Source organism: Paenibacillus paeoniae (assembly GCF_003388735.1).
Lineage (GTDB): Bacteria > Bacillota > Bacilli > Paenibacillales > Paenibacillaceae > Pristimantibacillus > Pristimantibacillus paeoniae.
Genome location: NZ_QUBQ01000004.1, coordinates 76,445 through 89,810, shown reverse-complemented (window position 1 = coordinate 89,810; position 13,366 = coordinate 76,445). Strand labels below are relative to the sequence as shown.

Genomic DNA, 13,366 nt, shown 5'->3' with positions numbered 1-13,366 from the left:
CAAGGCTGCGGCTCCTGCCGCAGCCTTGGTATTAGGTGCGGTTCAAGGAAGGGGAGAAGCAGCATGATTGAAACCTGGAATGAGCGATACTGCTCGGAAGTGATCGATTTGTGGAATAAGGAAGCCGTTAAGGACGGCTACAAGGAGATGACGGAAGAGGACTTTTCTCGTATTTTCACGGATCATGCCAGCTTCGATCCAACTTGCACGTTCGTATGGCTGGAGGCAGGCCGGGTAACGGGCTTTGCCTGCGGCTGTACAGGAGATGAACTTCCGCTAGGCGACATAGCCGGATATATTACCTGCATCGTGGTGAATTTGGGTTCAGCTTCAGCCAAGCAGGATCGATATACCGGGTTGCTGGAAGCTCTGGAAGTCCGCTTCTTGGAGCTGGGCAAGCGGCAGGCAGAGATGTTGTTTTTTAATCCCATGCCATTGCCGTGGTACATCCCCAATACGGAGCGCCATGAGCATAATAATGCGCCCGGCGTGCCTGTCGACAGCGGCCTGCATACCTTTTTGATTCAGGAGGGGTACGCTGAACGAGCGACACAATGCGCGATGTATTTGAAGCTAGGAGCCTTTGAGGTGCCGGAGAGCATGATCGCGAAGGAAGAGAAAGCGGCAGCCGACGGCTATACCGTAGAATTGCTGGATATGGCTAAGCATACGAGTGTTGCCGATATGCTGGAGACGCTTGGCAACCCGTTGTGGAAGAGAGAGATTGGAAGCAGCGCGGAGTCGGGGACGCCAGTTGTTATTGCAGCGCATGAAGGAAAGGCCGTCGGCTTTGCGGGACCGGTCATCAGGCAGCCTAACGGACGCGGCTATTTTGCCGGGATCGGGGTTATGCCTCAGCATGAGGGCCATGGGCTTGGCTCAAGCCTATTCTTCCGTCTATGCGAAGCCTTTCAGAATATGGGTACTGATTATATGTCCTTATATACGGGCAGCAGCAATCCTGCCATTCGCATTTATGAGAAAGCCGGATTCCAGACTGTGAAAACATTCGCTATCATGAGGAAGGAGCTTGCATAACCATGAGTGAAAGAGAACCGATTACGATTCTGGGCATTGGGGCCCATGTAGGTGACGTGGAATTAGTAGCTGGAGGCGTGCTTGCGAGCCATTGCTTGAAAGGCGACAAAATCGCGACGCTGGCTCTGACAGCTGGGGAGCGCGGCGTGCCGGACTGGCAGGACGTGAACGAATACCGGGAGCAAAAGGTGCGTGAAGCCCATACCTTCGCCAACATGCTGGGTGGCGAAGCACGCGTATTCGAGATTCCGGATGGCGAAGTTCCGGATGATCAAGAGATTCGTCTGCGTGTCTGTGACGTGATCCGTGAAGTGAAACCGAACATTATCATTACGCATCATTGCAACAGCATGCATAAGGATCATGCAACGACACATCGTATTGTCAACGATGCACGTTTCTTCGCCGGTCTGCGAGCCATGGAGCGTGAGCATCCGCCACACTTTGCAGCGAAGCTGTATTATGGCGAGAACTGGGAGGATGCGGTTGACTACGTGCCGTATGTCTATGTGGACTTCAACCAAGAAGCATTCGACCTATGGATCAAAGCGCTGTCCACACACTGGTTCGTGACGGGCAGCAAGTCTTTCAACTACATGGATTATTACAAGTCTCTTGCCCGCGTAAGAGGACTGGAAGCCAGGAAGGAATATGCGGAGACATTCATGATTCCAGCGGAGACGATGCGCTTGCGTCAATCCGAGCTGTAATACAGGGATCAAGAGGTGAAGCTGATGATACGAAACGGAATTGACAATATCGATGCATATGCGGATCTCTTCAGAGGCCGACGTCTTGGTCTCATCACAGCGCCGACAGGGCTGAATGCGGAGTTCCGCTCGACGATTGATATTTTGCATGAGAAATTTCATCTTGCAGCTATGTTCTCTCCTGAACACGGCGTTCGGGGCGATCTGGCTGCGGGTGCCTTGGTAGATACGTATGAGGATCCCGCGACTGGCGTGCCGGTGTACAGCTTGTACCGCAAGGATTCCAAACGACTGACGCCGGAGATGCTGGACGCTGTTGATATGGTCGTCTATGATATTCAAGATGTTGGCGCGCGCTATTATACGTTTATCTACACGATGCTCTATGCGTTGGAAGACTGTGCGAGGGCAGGCAAGCCGCTTGTCGTGCTGGATCGGATCAATCCGCTCAATGGGGTGACGGTAGAGGGGAATGTGCTGAAGGAAGGATTCACATCGTTTGTAGGCAATTATCCGCTCGCTGTGCGTTACGGGTTAACAGCCGGCGAGGTGGCTATAATGGCCAACAGCGAGATGAATCTGAACGCCGAGCTACATGTTGTGCCTTGCGAGGGGTGGAACCGCAAGATGACGTTCCCGGAGACGGGACGTGCATGGATACCGCCTTCCATGGGCATTCCTCGGTTCCATACGGCACTGCTCTATCCGGGCACTTGTCTGTTCGAGGGGACGAATCTGTCCGAAGGACGCGGCACGACAGCTCCATTCGAGCTGATCGGGGCTCCATTCGTAGATGCGGAGCTGCTCGCGAAGGAGATGAATGCCAAAGGCTTGCCGGGCGTCTATTTCCGCCCATCTTACTTCAAGCCGACCTTCTCGAAGCATGAGGGTGAGCTGTGCAGAGGCGTGTATGCGCATGTACTGGATGAGCGGGCGCTGAGGCCGGTGGAGCTGGGCGTCGAACTGCTGTTTACCGTGAAGAAGCTATTCGCGGAATTTGTCTTCCTGCCTCCTGTGAAGGAGAACGGAAGACCGTTCATCGATCTGCTGTGCGGGGATCAGGCATATCGTGCGGAATCGGTGGATGTTCCGGCACTGTTGGAGCAGTTCCGCGAGGAAAGTCGTTCCTTCGAGGTGCGCAAGGCTCAATTTCACTTATATGAATGATAACGAAGCCGGAGTGATTGGAACATGAGATACGTTGCGGGACTGGATGGCGGAGGCACGAAGACGGCGGTTGCGATAGCGGATGAGAGTGGATCGATTGTACACGAGTTTGCTGTAGGCGCCTTGAACTATAACGGTCAGGACGAGGCTAGCGTAAGAGCGGCGCTTGCCGAGATCTGCGCGGAGATTGGCCGGGCTTTGCCAGGCGGGCTTGCTGACTGCTCGGTCATCTGCCTGGGTGCGGCGGGCATCAGCAATCCGGTTGTAAGCGGTCTGATGACCTCGGGTCTGCGTGAAGGCGGCTATCCGGGCGAGCTGGTGCTGGTAGGCGATCATGAGACTGCTCTATGCGGCGCGCATGACGGGTTGTACGGTGCTGTTCTAATTGCGGGCACTGGTTCTATTGCTTACGGTCGCAGCCCAAGCGGTGATACCCATCGTGCTGGAGGCTTCGGCCATCTTATTGACGATGAGGGCAGCGGCTATAGCATTGGCCGCGACCTGTTGACGGCAGTGGTCCGCGCGTCTGATGGCCGCGCGGAGTCCTCTATCATCACGGAACTGGTATACAATCGACTGGGAATAAGCTCCGTTCGTGAGATCGTAGGGTTTGTCTATGACAAAAATCGGAATAAGAAAGAGATCGCCGCTATAGCGCCTCTCTTATCGGAAGCTTGCGAGAGCGGCGACAGAACAGCTCTGCGCATCGCGCAGAAGAACGCTGATGATCTCGCGGAGACAGCATCGGCTGTCATCGAGCGACTTGCCTTGCATGACGGGGAGCTGGCGTTGCTGGGCAGCGTACTGACGCGCAACCGTCCTATTAGGGGGATGCTCGTGGAGACGATGGGTCGCCTGCAGCCGAAGCTGAGCTGTATCGAGCCGAAGCGGGACGCCTCCTACGGCGCCGTATTGCTCGCGCTTGAGAAGCTGCAGGGCAATAGGGAAGTATAGACGGCATTGGCTGCAGTGTACCGTGCGGACGCAGGGTTCCGTCCGCACGGACAGTTCCGGCATAAGCTGAAGCATGAAGAGGCCGGCAGAACGATCTGTCGGCCTCTTGCTGTACGGAATGGGGCGCTCGGAACCAAAATAAAGGGCAGACAGCGCTGGAGATGAACGAAGAGGAGCGTGGCGAAGCATGTTGACGGGGTTGGCGGAGAAATCTTCTGTTATTGGCATCGGGTTAATGTCTGGTACATCGCTGGACGGGGTGGATGCCGCTGTGGTCGAGATCGAAGGAAGCGGACTGCAATCCAAGGTTCGCCTATTGCATTATTATACAAAGCCCTATTCTGAGCAATTGCGTGGGAGGATCAAAGAACTATGCGATCCTGCTACATCCAATGTCATGAACATATGCGGAATGAACGTCTATATGGGCGAATTATTCGCTGAAGCGGCGATGGAAGCAGCGCGCGAGGCGGGACTGGCGAAGGAGGAGATTGATTTCGTCAGCTCGCATGGACAGACGATCTGGCATATGCCGGAAGAGACAGGGCAGGATGATTACCTGCGTAGATCCACCTTGCAGATCGGCGACTTATCGGTTATTGCGAAGCGGACGGGATGGCTCACAACAGGCGACTTCAGACCAGCGGATATGGCTGTCGGCGGCCAAGGAGCCCCTCTAGTGCCGTACGGCGACTTGATCCTGTTCGGAGCTCCGGACAAGGGAAGGCTGCTGCAGAACATCGGCGGCATTGGCAACTGTACGGCACTGCCTCCAGGGGCGGGGCTGGATGAGGTATTTGCCTTCGATACCGGGCCAGGCAATATGATTATCGACCAGACGGTTCTCACGCTCACCGACGGACGATTAAGCTACGACAAGGGCGGCGCATGGGGGGCTCTTGGCACGCCGGATGAGGAGCTGCTCGCTGAGCTGCTGTCGCATCCTTACTTCCGCCAGCTCCCGCCGAAGTCGACGGGAAGGGAGCTGTTCGGCGCTGCGTATACTGAGGCATTCTTGCACAGAGCGGAAGAGCGCGGATTGGATGGCGCGGATACGGTAGCGACTGCAACGGCATTCACGGCTCATTCCATCGCCAATGCGTGCAAGGAGCTTGTTGTGCCGCGCTGCCGGATTGATGAAGTGATCGTCAGCGGTGGCGGGGCTCATAACCGCACGCTTATGGCTACACTGGCCCAGCTGCTGCCGGAGCAGGCCATTATGAATGCCGGATCGCTGGGACTTGCGGACGATGCCAAGGAAGCTGTGATTTTCGCCTTGCTTGGTCATAGCTTCCTGCGCGGCGAGCCGAACAATGTGCCGGCCGCTACCGGGGCGGCTTATCCGACGGTAATGGGCAAGCTGGCTTTGCCGTAACTGATTCTGCTCCCCTTACTCCAGCACAAAAAGAAAAGAACGTTCGAGCTTCCCGAGTGATGCGCTCCTTGAGCAGCAACGGCATAAACCTGTGGTTTAGCCAAAGGCTGATCAGGGAGACTTGCCTCATCTGAACGGGTAAAGTCGAAGGTTCTTTTTGCTGTGGAAAAGTATCGGTCGTCGGTCGTGCGAGAGGCTTCAAGGATCCTTCACATAAGGTGGGACGCTGCCTTCGCTATTCTTTAAGGTGATGCCGCCGCGAGTGACAGAATAGATCATCGAGCGACTTTCTTCCTCATCGTCTTTGCTCCATTGTTCTCGGAAGGTTACCTCATATTGTTCATCGCCGATTCGAGCAACGGATGTTTCACGAGTCACTTTATAGCCGTTCAGCTCCAATTGGGTGGCTCCTATTTGCTTCGGGAACACATCCAGCTCAGTTCCGCTAGTGCCGGATGTAGCGGTTCGAACAGCAGCTTCTTTCGTGAACGGCTGCTGCACGGGCGTTTTGTCGTTCCAGAGAGAGAGAAGGCCGATGATCGCGATGAAGACGAGCGGCAGAGCGAGGGCGAGCAGTATGCCCTTTCTTCTCCATCCCCGTTCGTCACTCCAGGCAAAGAGCCGATCTGTCAGCCAGTATAGAAAGGCAGCCGAAAGGCAAAGCCAGGTAAAGCTGGCCGACCGGAATGGAATACTGAGCAGGGTGCCGAACAGCAGATGTCCGGCAATCGGAAGCACGATCTCCAGCGTGCGGCTATGCACGCGCCGGTTCGTGACCACCTCCATCGCCATCGATATGAGCGAGCCGTATATGAGTACGATAGGAAATACATATAAGCTAATAAAGGTTGTCCATGTCATGAATTGATCGAAACGAGGGAAAGTTGCATGCGCCTCTACTCCGGTAAGAACCAAGGACATGTAGATGACGACAGCAAATGAGGTCAAATAAGATGCAATAGCTTTTCTGATGAGCATATGCCGGCCTCCTTTCCGTATATCTAGTCTTATCCGGTGTTCTCTAACGAATCAGATGCGATTGCGCACCATAAAAAAAGCTGCCTGGCAAACGGGACGTAATGTCCGGTTATTAGGCAGCTTTTTTGCAGCCAATAGCTTACTCTGCTCTGTAGTCCTCGACGATAACTTCCAGTTCACCCGTACCCGGATCGATAACGAATCCGTGAACGGGGATCGCTTTCGGGAATAGAGGATGGTTGCGAATCATGCGGACGCTGTGCATCACGCCTTCTTCTGCGCTGCTGAAGCCGCGAAGGAACTTCTCCATACGGATGCCGGAGTTCTCCAGCGTCTCTAGTGCGAGCGGATCAATGCCATGCTGGCTGAACTTCTCGATCATGCCCTTGGTATCCAGGTTCGTCATGCCGCAGCCATGATGACCGATAACGAGCACCTCGCGTGCGCCAAGCTCGTACACCGCGACCAGAATGCTTCGCATGGCGCTCCCGAAAGGCTGCGTCAGGATAGCGCCAGCGTTTTTAATAAACTTGGCGTCTCCGTTGCGAAGATTAAGCGCTTTGGGAAGGAGCTCAACGAGTCTGGTGTCCATACAGGTAAGGATGGCGATTTTTTTCTCCGGGAACTTGTCCGTCAAGTAAGCCTCGTATTGCTTTTCCTCGACGAATGTTTTGTTGAATGCCATCAATTGTGAAACGATAGACATGGGTGATCCTCCTTTTAGCAATGGAAACTCGTACAGATCGTGCTTTTTATCTATTATTCATACAATGACGCCGCTCGTCAATGAAAGACTGTTGACAGGAAACCTTAGGGTGTCATATAGTTGTGAAACGAAACCAAAAGGTTTCGTAATTATTCATTTAGTTGGCGAAACATAGTTTTACAGCATAAAACCGGCGATGAAACAGATGAGTCAGGTTAATCGTGCAATACTAGCTTCATATTTATCATTTCAGGAGGGAAAATGTATGTCGCATCAACAACAGGACGCCCTGACCGATGTAGTCAAGGAAGTGATGATAAAAGCTCCTATTGCGAAAGTATGGAAAGCAGTCGCTACAGCGGAAGGTATCGCCGTCTGGTTCATGCCGAACAACTTCGAACCGATTCTGGGGCACGAGTTTCATTTAAACGCGGGGCCATTCGGGCAATCGCTATGCAAGGTGCTGGAGCTTGATCCGCCCAACCGTTTAGTATTCTCCTGGGACAAGGATTGGACGGTGACCTTTCAACTGGAGGAGATGGGCGAGGACACCAGGTTTACGCTTATTCATGGTGGCTGGAATGAGGATACGGCTACCGCTTTCGGAGAGAAGCACACTGTTGTCCGGGAGAGAATGGCTGGCGGCTGGGTAGGCATCTTGCAGAAGCTTGTCCAGACTGTGGAGGGCTGATATGGGAGAGACATTGCCAAAGTATGATGTCTTCCAAGCCATTGCTGATCCCACGAGACGGAAGCTGCTGCATCTCCTTGGTGACGGTGAACTGCCTGTCACGGTTATAAGCGTACAGTTCCCCATGAGCCGGACAGCTGTGTCCAAGCATTTGCGTGTTTTGGCGGAGGCCGGCTTGGTCAAGGATCGCAAGGTAGGCAGAGAGACGAGGTATAGGCTGGAGGCCGAGCCGCTGCGCGAGCTGCAGCAATGGCTTGCTTACTTCGAGAGATATTGGGACAACAAGCTGGCTGCCCTCAAGCAATATGTGGAGGAAGAGAATAACTAGTCTTGCATCAAGGATGCAGAAAGGTCCCGTCAGCTTCGCAGCCGACGGGACCCTATTCATGATATAAAGCGAACTGCCTATTCTCTTAATAGCCGCAGATCGAACTCCGGCACAAGCCCAAGCTTGGCTGCGCGACCCAGCAATGCTTCAATGGCTCCGTAGCCGTCTTCACCCAGATCATGGCTGAAGGAATTGACATATAACTCGATATGCGATTGTGCAACGTCAGGCGATAATTCCTGTGCGTGAGCCATCACATATGCTGTAGAGGCAGAGGGATCGTTCCAGGCATGCTGGAGCGATGAGCGAATCCACCCGCTAATTGCATCTGCGTCTAGCGAGCGGCGAGCGATAATGGCGCCAAGCGGAATCGGCAGACCTGTATCTTCTTCCCACCAGCTGCCCAGATCGGCGAGCTTATGAAGTCCATAACGGCCATACGTGAAGCGGGCTTCATGGATGACAAGGCCAGCGTCAATCTTGCCGTCACGGACGGCCGGCATAATTTCGTGGAAGGGCATAATGACGATCTCGCCTACACCGCCTGGAACTTGCTGGGCTGCCCATAGCCGGAACAGCAGATAAGCAGTTGAGCGTTCGCTTGGAACGGCGATGCGCTTGCCGGTTAGAGTCGTTCCATCTATTGAATCGCTGCCGCCTTGTGTTAATACAAGGGGTCCGCAGCCTCTGCCAAGCGCGCCTCCGCATGGAAGCAGACGGTAATCCGAAAGCACCCAAGGCAAAGCGGCATAGGAGATTTTCATGACTTCCGGTCCCTCGCGACGGGCAGCCAGATGGTTCGTAATATCGATGTCCGCATAGGTTACGTCAAGCAGGGGCGCGTCCGGCAGCAATCCATTGGCCCAAGCGTGGAATATAAATGTATCATTGGGACAAGGCGAATAGGCAATCTGAAGTTGTTGATTCACATCATTTCCCTCCCTCTGCAACTCTTTGATGTATAAATCTGATCATGGGGAAGCTCCCTCATGGTGTGATGGAAGCGAAGGCGCCAAAGGCGTTCTCCAGCGCCTTGAGCGCTTCGCCGATTCGCCACGCGGATCGGTCCCGTGGTCCCACCGCATTAGAGATGGCGCGCAGCTCCGTAGCGGCCAGGCCATGCTGTGCCGCAGCAATTGCTACGCCGAAGCCCTCCATGCCTTCTGCGGCGGCTCCAGGCACGAGTCGCTCACGGAGCTTGGCTGTCGCCGCCGTACCCGTCGCCGAAGAGACGGTTAGAATGGGAGCAAGCGTACATGTCAGAGCGGCGTTCGATAGTTGGGCCAAGAGCCTCTGATTCCATTCCATGTCGGAGGAGATTCGGGATGAGCCGAAGCCAAGCTCGTCCACGCTCAGGAAGCCGTCAGGCGTCTCCGCGCCTAGATCGGCCGACACCATCACATCGGCCAACACCAACTCTCCGATTCCGGCTCGGCCAGGGAATCCACCGCCGATTCCGGCACTGACAACTAGGTTATAGGTTCCTTTGGAGCTTGCTAGCAACGTTGCTGTTCGTGCCGCTACTGCAGCAGGCCCGACGCCGCCTGCGATCACATCAAACCTCGCAGTGGAGGCTGCTGACAGGCCGCGAAGAACAGCTTCCCGCTCGGCTTCTACAGCAGTAACGACTAAAATGCGCGTTTCCATACTATCGCTCGTGAGAAGTTGAGACATGTTGATTACTCCTTTGCAGTTAAGCTTAAATCTCCGCCGCCTTGTTCATAGGCAGACGAATTTCCACGCAAGTTCCTTCGCCGACCAGACTCCGATAGCTCAATTTGCCATTATGATTGCGAATGATCTGCTGGCAGATCATAACGCCAAGACCATTGCCGCCTTCTTTCCGCGTGAAGAAAGGTTCTCCGAGACGCGCCATGTCTTCCTCCGTAATGCCGAGGCCCTGGTCGGTGAAGCGGATCACCATCTCGTGGCTATCCTCGGCAGCGGACAGCTCGATTGTCAGCTCGCCGCCATCAGGCATAGCTTCTACGCCGTTTTTGATCATATTGACGAATACTTGTTTTAATTGGCTTCCTACGCCACTGATGACGGGAATATCCGTAATTTGATGAATGGTCAAATTAACCTTGTTCATCCGCGCCTCCGAATCCATCAGCATGACGATATCCTTAAGCAGATCGCCTACATTCAAGTAATCATGCCGGATCGCCTGCGGCTTAGCGAGAACAAGGAACTCGCTCACAATCATATTGATTTGATCCAGCTCGGATAACATGAGGTCCAGATGCGACATGGATAGCGAACCGGTCTGCTTCTGAAGCTGGACGAACCCGCGCAGCGTTGTGAGCGGATTGCGCACCTCATGGGCGACTCCGGCGGCCAACTGGCCAACAACGGCAAGCTTGTCAGACCGCCTTATCATCTCTTCGGATTGCTTACGCGATGTTATATTCCGGGATATCGTTGCAATGGCCATAATTTCATCCAGTTCATCCCGAATAGCCGATATCGTAATGGATACGTCGATGAGTCCGCCGTCCTTCGTATAACGAACCGTCTCGAAGTCGGTGACTGAGCCGCCCTCCATAATCGTGGCAATCAGGATTTCATGCGATTCAAACTGGCTATTGGGCAAGTTAGGCAGCAACTGACCCGTTACTTCTTCGCTGCTCCAGCCATAGATCGCCTCAAAAGCATGATTGACCTGGATAATATGGCCGTCCAGATCGACAACATGAATGGCATCCGATGTATGGTTGACAAAGGATTCCAAATATTGTTTGGTGCTTTGCAGCTCCCGGGCGGTTTCCTTCAATTGTGTCGTATAGTTCAACAACCGAACGCCCATGGAGTTGACGCGTGAAGCAAGCAAGCCTAGCTCATCCTTGTTCTGGATGGAGATGCTTACGTCAAACTTTCCGTCAGCGATCGCATTTACTTTGTGTATGATCTGATTCAGCGAGCGGAGCATATAACCCGCGATAAAATAACTGGCAAGCATCGCAAACATGAGAAGACATAAAGAAATCAATACATGGGCAAGCAGTTGCCTGTGGATAGGCTCCTTCAGCTCCGCTTTGTCGAAGGCGACGCCGATGACATAGGTTTTGTCAGCGTTGATCTTAAGCGGAATGAAGCTGCGCAGCACCTCTTTGCCATTGATCGTATACTTCCCGGTCTGCATGCCGCCGTCCTTCAGCACCGTTTGAATAAACAGCGTATCGTCTTGGGTGTTGCGGTATTCGTATTGGCCAAAAGGGATGTCCCGAACGTCCAAATTGTAGACGGGAATCCCTTTCTTCATCTTAATAATCGGCTTTGTTCCAAAAAACTGCGGGTCGAACCCGGTTACCTCCAGCAAGCTTGGCTGCTGGGTCTTGAGCTTGGCGATCACATCAGTAGTGCCGCCAACTAGATCGAATGAAAAATTTTCATCCGTATTGATGATCGTATTGATCATGTAATTGGTTGTTCCGTCAAAGAAATAGCCCCATTTGTTAATCTGAGTAGGATCAGACACCGCGTAATTGATAGGCCCGGACCAGTAATGTTGGAGAGCATCTCCTTTGCCTACGGATACGTCCTTCAGATCAAAAAGCTGGTGGAAGGCTCTGTCCCAATAATCCCAGGTCTTGGAGCTTAGATTAATCTCCTCCGGGTTGGAGGAGAGGACGGAGACGACTTCGCCGTCGATTCTTTGCCATAGCGTAATATCGTCCAGATTCAGTTCTTTGCTCAGAGAGACTAATTGTTCATTGCTCACAAATTTAATATTAGGATGGAGCTTCTCTTTCACAACGATAGCTGCCATGCGAAGCTTCTGACCGAGCTCGGCGTCCATGGCTTCACGAGTCGTCTCTATCACTTCGAGTGTAACACCCAGCTGTTCGACGATCGACTGAATCTGCTGCTCTAGGGCGGCTTCTTGCGCCACCTTGGTGCTAATATAGGAAAACATAATATTTAAAGCAAGAATCGCAGCTACGATTGCAGAGATGGACACGGATAGCTTGGCTTTGATGGACACGGATGTTCCTCCCGAAATCTAGTTGTCTTCATACAATTAGACAACGGGAGGGCAAATTCCTGTCTACTCGCGTCGAAACCCTTCATCTGCCAAATACTGCGTCGCTTCGTCATACGTCTCGAATGCCATATCCAGCTCTTTGCCGGCATAGACGTACCATAGATCGTCCTGGAATAGCAGCGTGAGGCGGGTGCCGCCGGCTCCGCGCCAGAATTCGGCTTGTGAAGGGCGATAGCCAGCTTCCTCCGCTGGCTGGGCTTCCTCTGTGTCCGTTGCAGACAGTGAGGCAATAGAACGGGCAATCAATTGTTTAAGCTCTTCCTCGTCATAGTCGCGAATGTTGACGAGTCCTTTCGCGTCGGCATCAACGCCATCCAGCAGACCGGCGAAGACGAAACCGTTCCCGTTCGGATGAAGGTGGTAGACGACGGTTTTTTTCTCATGGACACTTTCTTCATAATGAAAGTTTACGCGCCCAAGCGAAACGTCCTTTCGCTGAAGCTCAGGAAAGGACGTGATAATAGCAAGCTTTTGATCAAAGTTAAGCATAATGTAGGTTAATCCTCCTTGGATGGTCGGGCTATTATCAGTGCCGTCTCTCAGTCAGATTTCTTGCGCAGCGTCAGAATGGCCGCACCGCCGATAATAAGCAGGATGGCGAAGTACGGTTGTTTCGTCAGCAGCACGTCAAAGAGCGAGCTGAAGGAGAAGACGATAAAGAATAGCAGCGACAGTACGGTCAAAATATTAATCGGGATAAGCAGCCACTTGTTGCGGTTGCCGAACCAGTAGAACTCGAACAGCCCGACTGCCGGCGCCAGAATGAACCCCGGCCACATGTATGCCCAGTTGCCGAACAGCATGGCGATCTGGCAGACAAAACCTGCAGTAAGCAGCACGCCGCCTGGAATAAGCAGTCCAGAGGCCCGGCGTTCCGTTACGCTGAAATACAGCCAGTGGAAAAACAATCCGAGCGGGATGACGAACAGGGACGGCCAGAAGTACGTAAAGATTTTGCCCGGACCAAAGGTCTCGCCTTGATTCAGAAGCAAAATAATGCCAAGCAGCAGCAGGAGAACCCCGCCAATCGTTTTGATTTTCATACTGATGAACACTCCGTTCTTCATTATAATTATATAGGATAAGAGGGCCCGTTCAAAGCTAAGCTGCCCTATTTCGGATGATTATGCGTCATTACGCCGTCTTAAGGAATATAATTCCATTAATTGTATCATACAGCGCTGGCCTGCAAATAATCCTCCTGTTCAATTGCTTTCGTTAATATCGTATCCCTTGAGCGATTTGCTTGGAACCTGCGTGAGTCTCATCCTTTACCTAGACCTCAGACGGGGGAGGCGGACAAGCGGCAAAAACCGCATGGAAAAGCGGAAAAACTTCCTATGAAACGACATTTTACACCTCTATCCCAGT

Annotated in this window: 15 protein-coding genes; 8 read left to right on the top strand and 7 right to left on the bottom strand. The window is 53.1% G+C overall.

Going from position 1 to position 13,366, the window contains the following annotated elements:
* The first annotated feature begins 63 nt into the window (after nt 1-63).
* The 6 genes from DX130_RS18795 to DX130_RS18775 are packed head-to-tail and all read left to right on the top strand — an operon-like array spanning nt 64 to nt 5,244.
* Nucleotides 64-1,038 (top strand): GNAT family N-acetyltransferase, encoded by a 975-nt coding sequence (locus tag DX130_RS18795; RefSeq protein WP_116048001.1) that lies wholly within the window; start codon nt 64-66, stop codon nt 1,036-1,038.
* Between the two features lie 2 nt (nt 1,039-1,040).
* Nucleotides 1,041-1,748: a PIG-L deacetylase family protein gene (locus DX130_RS18790; protein WP_116047999.1), complete on the top strand. Its 708-nt coding sequence runs from the start codon at nt 1,041-1,043 to the stop codon at nt 1,746-1,748.
* A gap of 24 nt (nt 1,749-1,772) precedes the next feature.
* Nucleotides 1,773-2,915 (top strand): exo-beta-N-acetylmuramidase NamZ family protein, encoded by a 1,143-nt coding sequence (locus DX130_RS18785; protein ID WP_116047997.1) that lies wholly within the window; start codon nt 1,773-1,775, stop codon nt 2,913-2,915.
* Nucleotides 2,916-2,939: 24 nt separating this feature from the next.
* The gene (locus DX130_RS18780) at nt 2,940-3,869 is read left to right on the top strand and encodes an N-acetylglucosamine kinase (RefSeq protein WP_116047995.1); all 930 of its coding nucleotides are present in this window, start codon (nt 2,940-2,942) and stop codon (nt 3,867-3,869) included.
* 6 nt (nt 3,870-3,875) lie between these two features.
* Nucleotides 3,876-4,034, top strand: a complete 159-nt coding sequence (locus tag DX130_RS26545; protein ID WP_165861361.1) for a hypothetical protein — start codon at nt 3,876-3,878, stop codon at nt 4,032-4,034.
* A gap of 22 nt (nt 4,035-4,056) precedes the next feature.
* Entirely contained in the window at nt 4,057-5,244 is a 1,188-nt protein-coding gene (locus DX130_RS18775; protein ID WP_116047994.1) for an anhydro-N-acetylmuramic acid kinase, read from the top strand.
* 198 nt (nt 5,245-5,442) lie between these two features.
* Here the strand turns inward: DX130_RS18775 and DX130_RS18770 are convergent, their stop codons facing one another.
* Nucleotides 5,443-6,222 carry a hypothetical protein gene (locus tag DX130_RS18770; RefSeq protein ID WP_116047992.1) on the bottom strand — a complete coding sequence of 260 codons (780 nt, stop codon included), beginning with the start codon at nt 6,220-6,222 and terminating at the stop codon, nt 5,443-5,445.
* Between the two features lie 139 nt (nt 6,223-6,361).
* Nucleotides 6,362-6,928 (bottom strand): beta-class carbonic anhydrase, encoded by a 567-nt coding sequence (locus tag DX130_RS18765; protein WP_116047990.1) that lies wholly within the window; start codon nt 6,926-6,928, stop codon nt 6,362-6,364.
* A gap of 265 nt (nt 6,929-7,193) precedes the next feature.
* On the opposite strand from DX130_RS18765, the gene DX130_RS18760 reads away from it, so the two are divergent.
* Nucleotides 7,194-7,619, top strand: a complete 426-nt coding sequence (locus DX130_RS18760) for an SRPBCC family protein (RefSeq protein ID WP_116047988.1) — start codon at nt 7,194-7,196, stop codon at nt 7,617-7,619.
* Between the two features lies 1 nt (nt 7,620).
* On the top strand, nt 7,621-7,947 hold the full coding sequence (locus DX130_RS18755) for an ArsR/SmtB family transcription factor (RefSeq protein WP_116047987.1): 327 nt from the start codon (nt 7,621-7,623) through the stop codon (nt 7,945-7,947).
* Nucleotides 7,948-8,024: 77 nt separating this feature from the next.
* Here DX130_RS18755 and DX130_RS18750 read toward each other — a convergent pair whose 3' ends face one another.
* The 5 genes from DX130_RS18750 to DX130_RS18730 form a co-directional block, all read right to left on the bottom strand.
* Entirely contained in the window at nt 8,025-8,876 is an 852-nt protein-coding gene (locus DX130_RS18750; protein ID WP_116047985.1) for a 1,4-dihydroxy-6-naphtoate synthase, read from the bottom strand.
* Nucleotides 8,877-8,934: 58 nt separating this feature from the next.
* Nucleotides 8,935-9,621 (bottom strand): futalosine hydrolase, encoded by a 687-nt coding sequence (locus DX130_RS18745; RefSeq protein ID WP_116047983.1) that lies wholly within the window; start codon nt 9,619-9,621, stop codon nt 8,935-8,937.
* 25 nt (nt 9,622-9,646) lie between these two features.
* The gene (locus tag DX130_RS18740; protein ID WP_240644586.1) at nt 9,647-11,935 is read right to left on the bottom strand and encodes an ATP-binding protein; all 2,289 of its coding nucleotides are present in this window, start codon (nt 11,933-11,935) and stop codon (nt 9,647-9,649) included.
* Nucleotides 11,936-11,998: 63 nt separating this feature from the next.
* Nucleotides 11,999-12,484: a hypothetical protein gene (locus tag DX130_RS18735; protein ID WP_116047982.1), complete on the bottom strand. Its 486-nt coding sequence runs from the start codon at nt 12,482-12,484 to the stop codon at nt 11,999-12,001.
* A 50-nt stretch (nt 12,485-12,534) separates the two neighbouring features.
* Entirely contained in the window at nt 12,535-13,038 is a 504-nt protein-coding gene (locus DX130_RS18730) for a hypothetical protein (protein ID WP_116047980.1), read from the bottom strand.
* Nucleotides 13,039-13,366: the final 328 nt, after the last annotated feature.

What these genes read in the sequence shown, in the direction of transcription:
- DX130_RS18795 (WP_116048001.1), top strand. Translation starts at nt 64, where the DNA reads ATGATTGAAACCTGGAATGAGCGATACTGCTCGGAAGTGATCGATTTG.
- DX130_RS18790 (WP_116047999.1), top strand. Translation starts at nt 1,041, where the DNA reads ATGAGTGAAAGAGAACCGATTACGATTCTGGGCATTGGGGCCCATGTA.
- DX130_RS18785 (WP_116047997.1), top strand. Translation starts at nt 1,773, where the DNA reads ATGATACGAAACGGAATTGACAATATCGATGCATATGCGGATCTCTTC.
- DX130_RS18780 (WP_116047995.1), top strand. Translation starts at nt 2,940, where the DNA reads ATGAGATACGTTGCGGGACTGGATGGCGGAGGCACGAAGACGGCGGTT.
- DX130_RS18775 (WP_116047994.1), top strand. Translation starts at nt 4,057, where the DNA reads ATGTTGACGGGGTTGGCGGAGAAATCTTCTGTTATTGGCATCGGGTTA.
- DX130_RS18770 (WP_116047992.1), bottom strand. Translation starts at nt 6,222, where the DNA reads ATGCTCATCAGAAAAGCTATTGCATCTTATTTGACCTCATTTGCTGTC.
- DX130_RS18765 (WP_116047990.1), bottom strand. Translation starts at nt 6,928, where the DNA reads ATGTCTATCGTTTCACAATTGATGGCATTCAACAAAACATTCGTCGAG.
- DX130_RS18760 (WP_116047988.1), top strand. Translation starts at nt 7,194, where the DNA reads ATGTCGCATCAACAACAGGACGCCCTGACCGATGTAGTCAAGGAAGTG.
- DX130_RS18755 (WP_116047987.1), top strand. Translation starts at nt 7,621, where the DNA reads ATGGGAGAGACATTGCCAAAGTATGATGTCTTCCAAGCCATTGCTGAT.
- DX130_RS18745 (WP_116047983.1), bottom strand. Translation starts at nt 9,621, where the DNA reads ATGTCTCAACTTCTCACGAGCGATAGTATGGAAACGCGCATTTTAGTC.
- DX130_RS18735 (WP_116047982.1), bottom strand. Translation starts at nt 12,484, where the DNA reads ATGCTTAACTTTGATCAAAAGCTTGCTATTATCACGTCCTTTCCTGAG.
- DX130_RS18730 (WP_116047980.1), bottom strand. Translation starts at nt 13,038, where the DNA reads ATGAAAATCAAAACGATTGGCGGGGTTCTCCTGCTGCTGCTTGGCATT.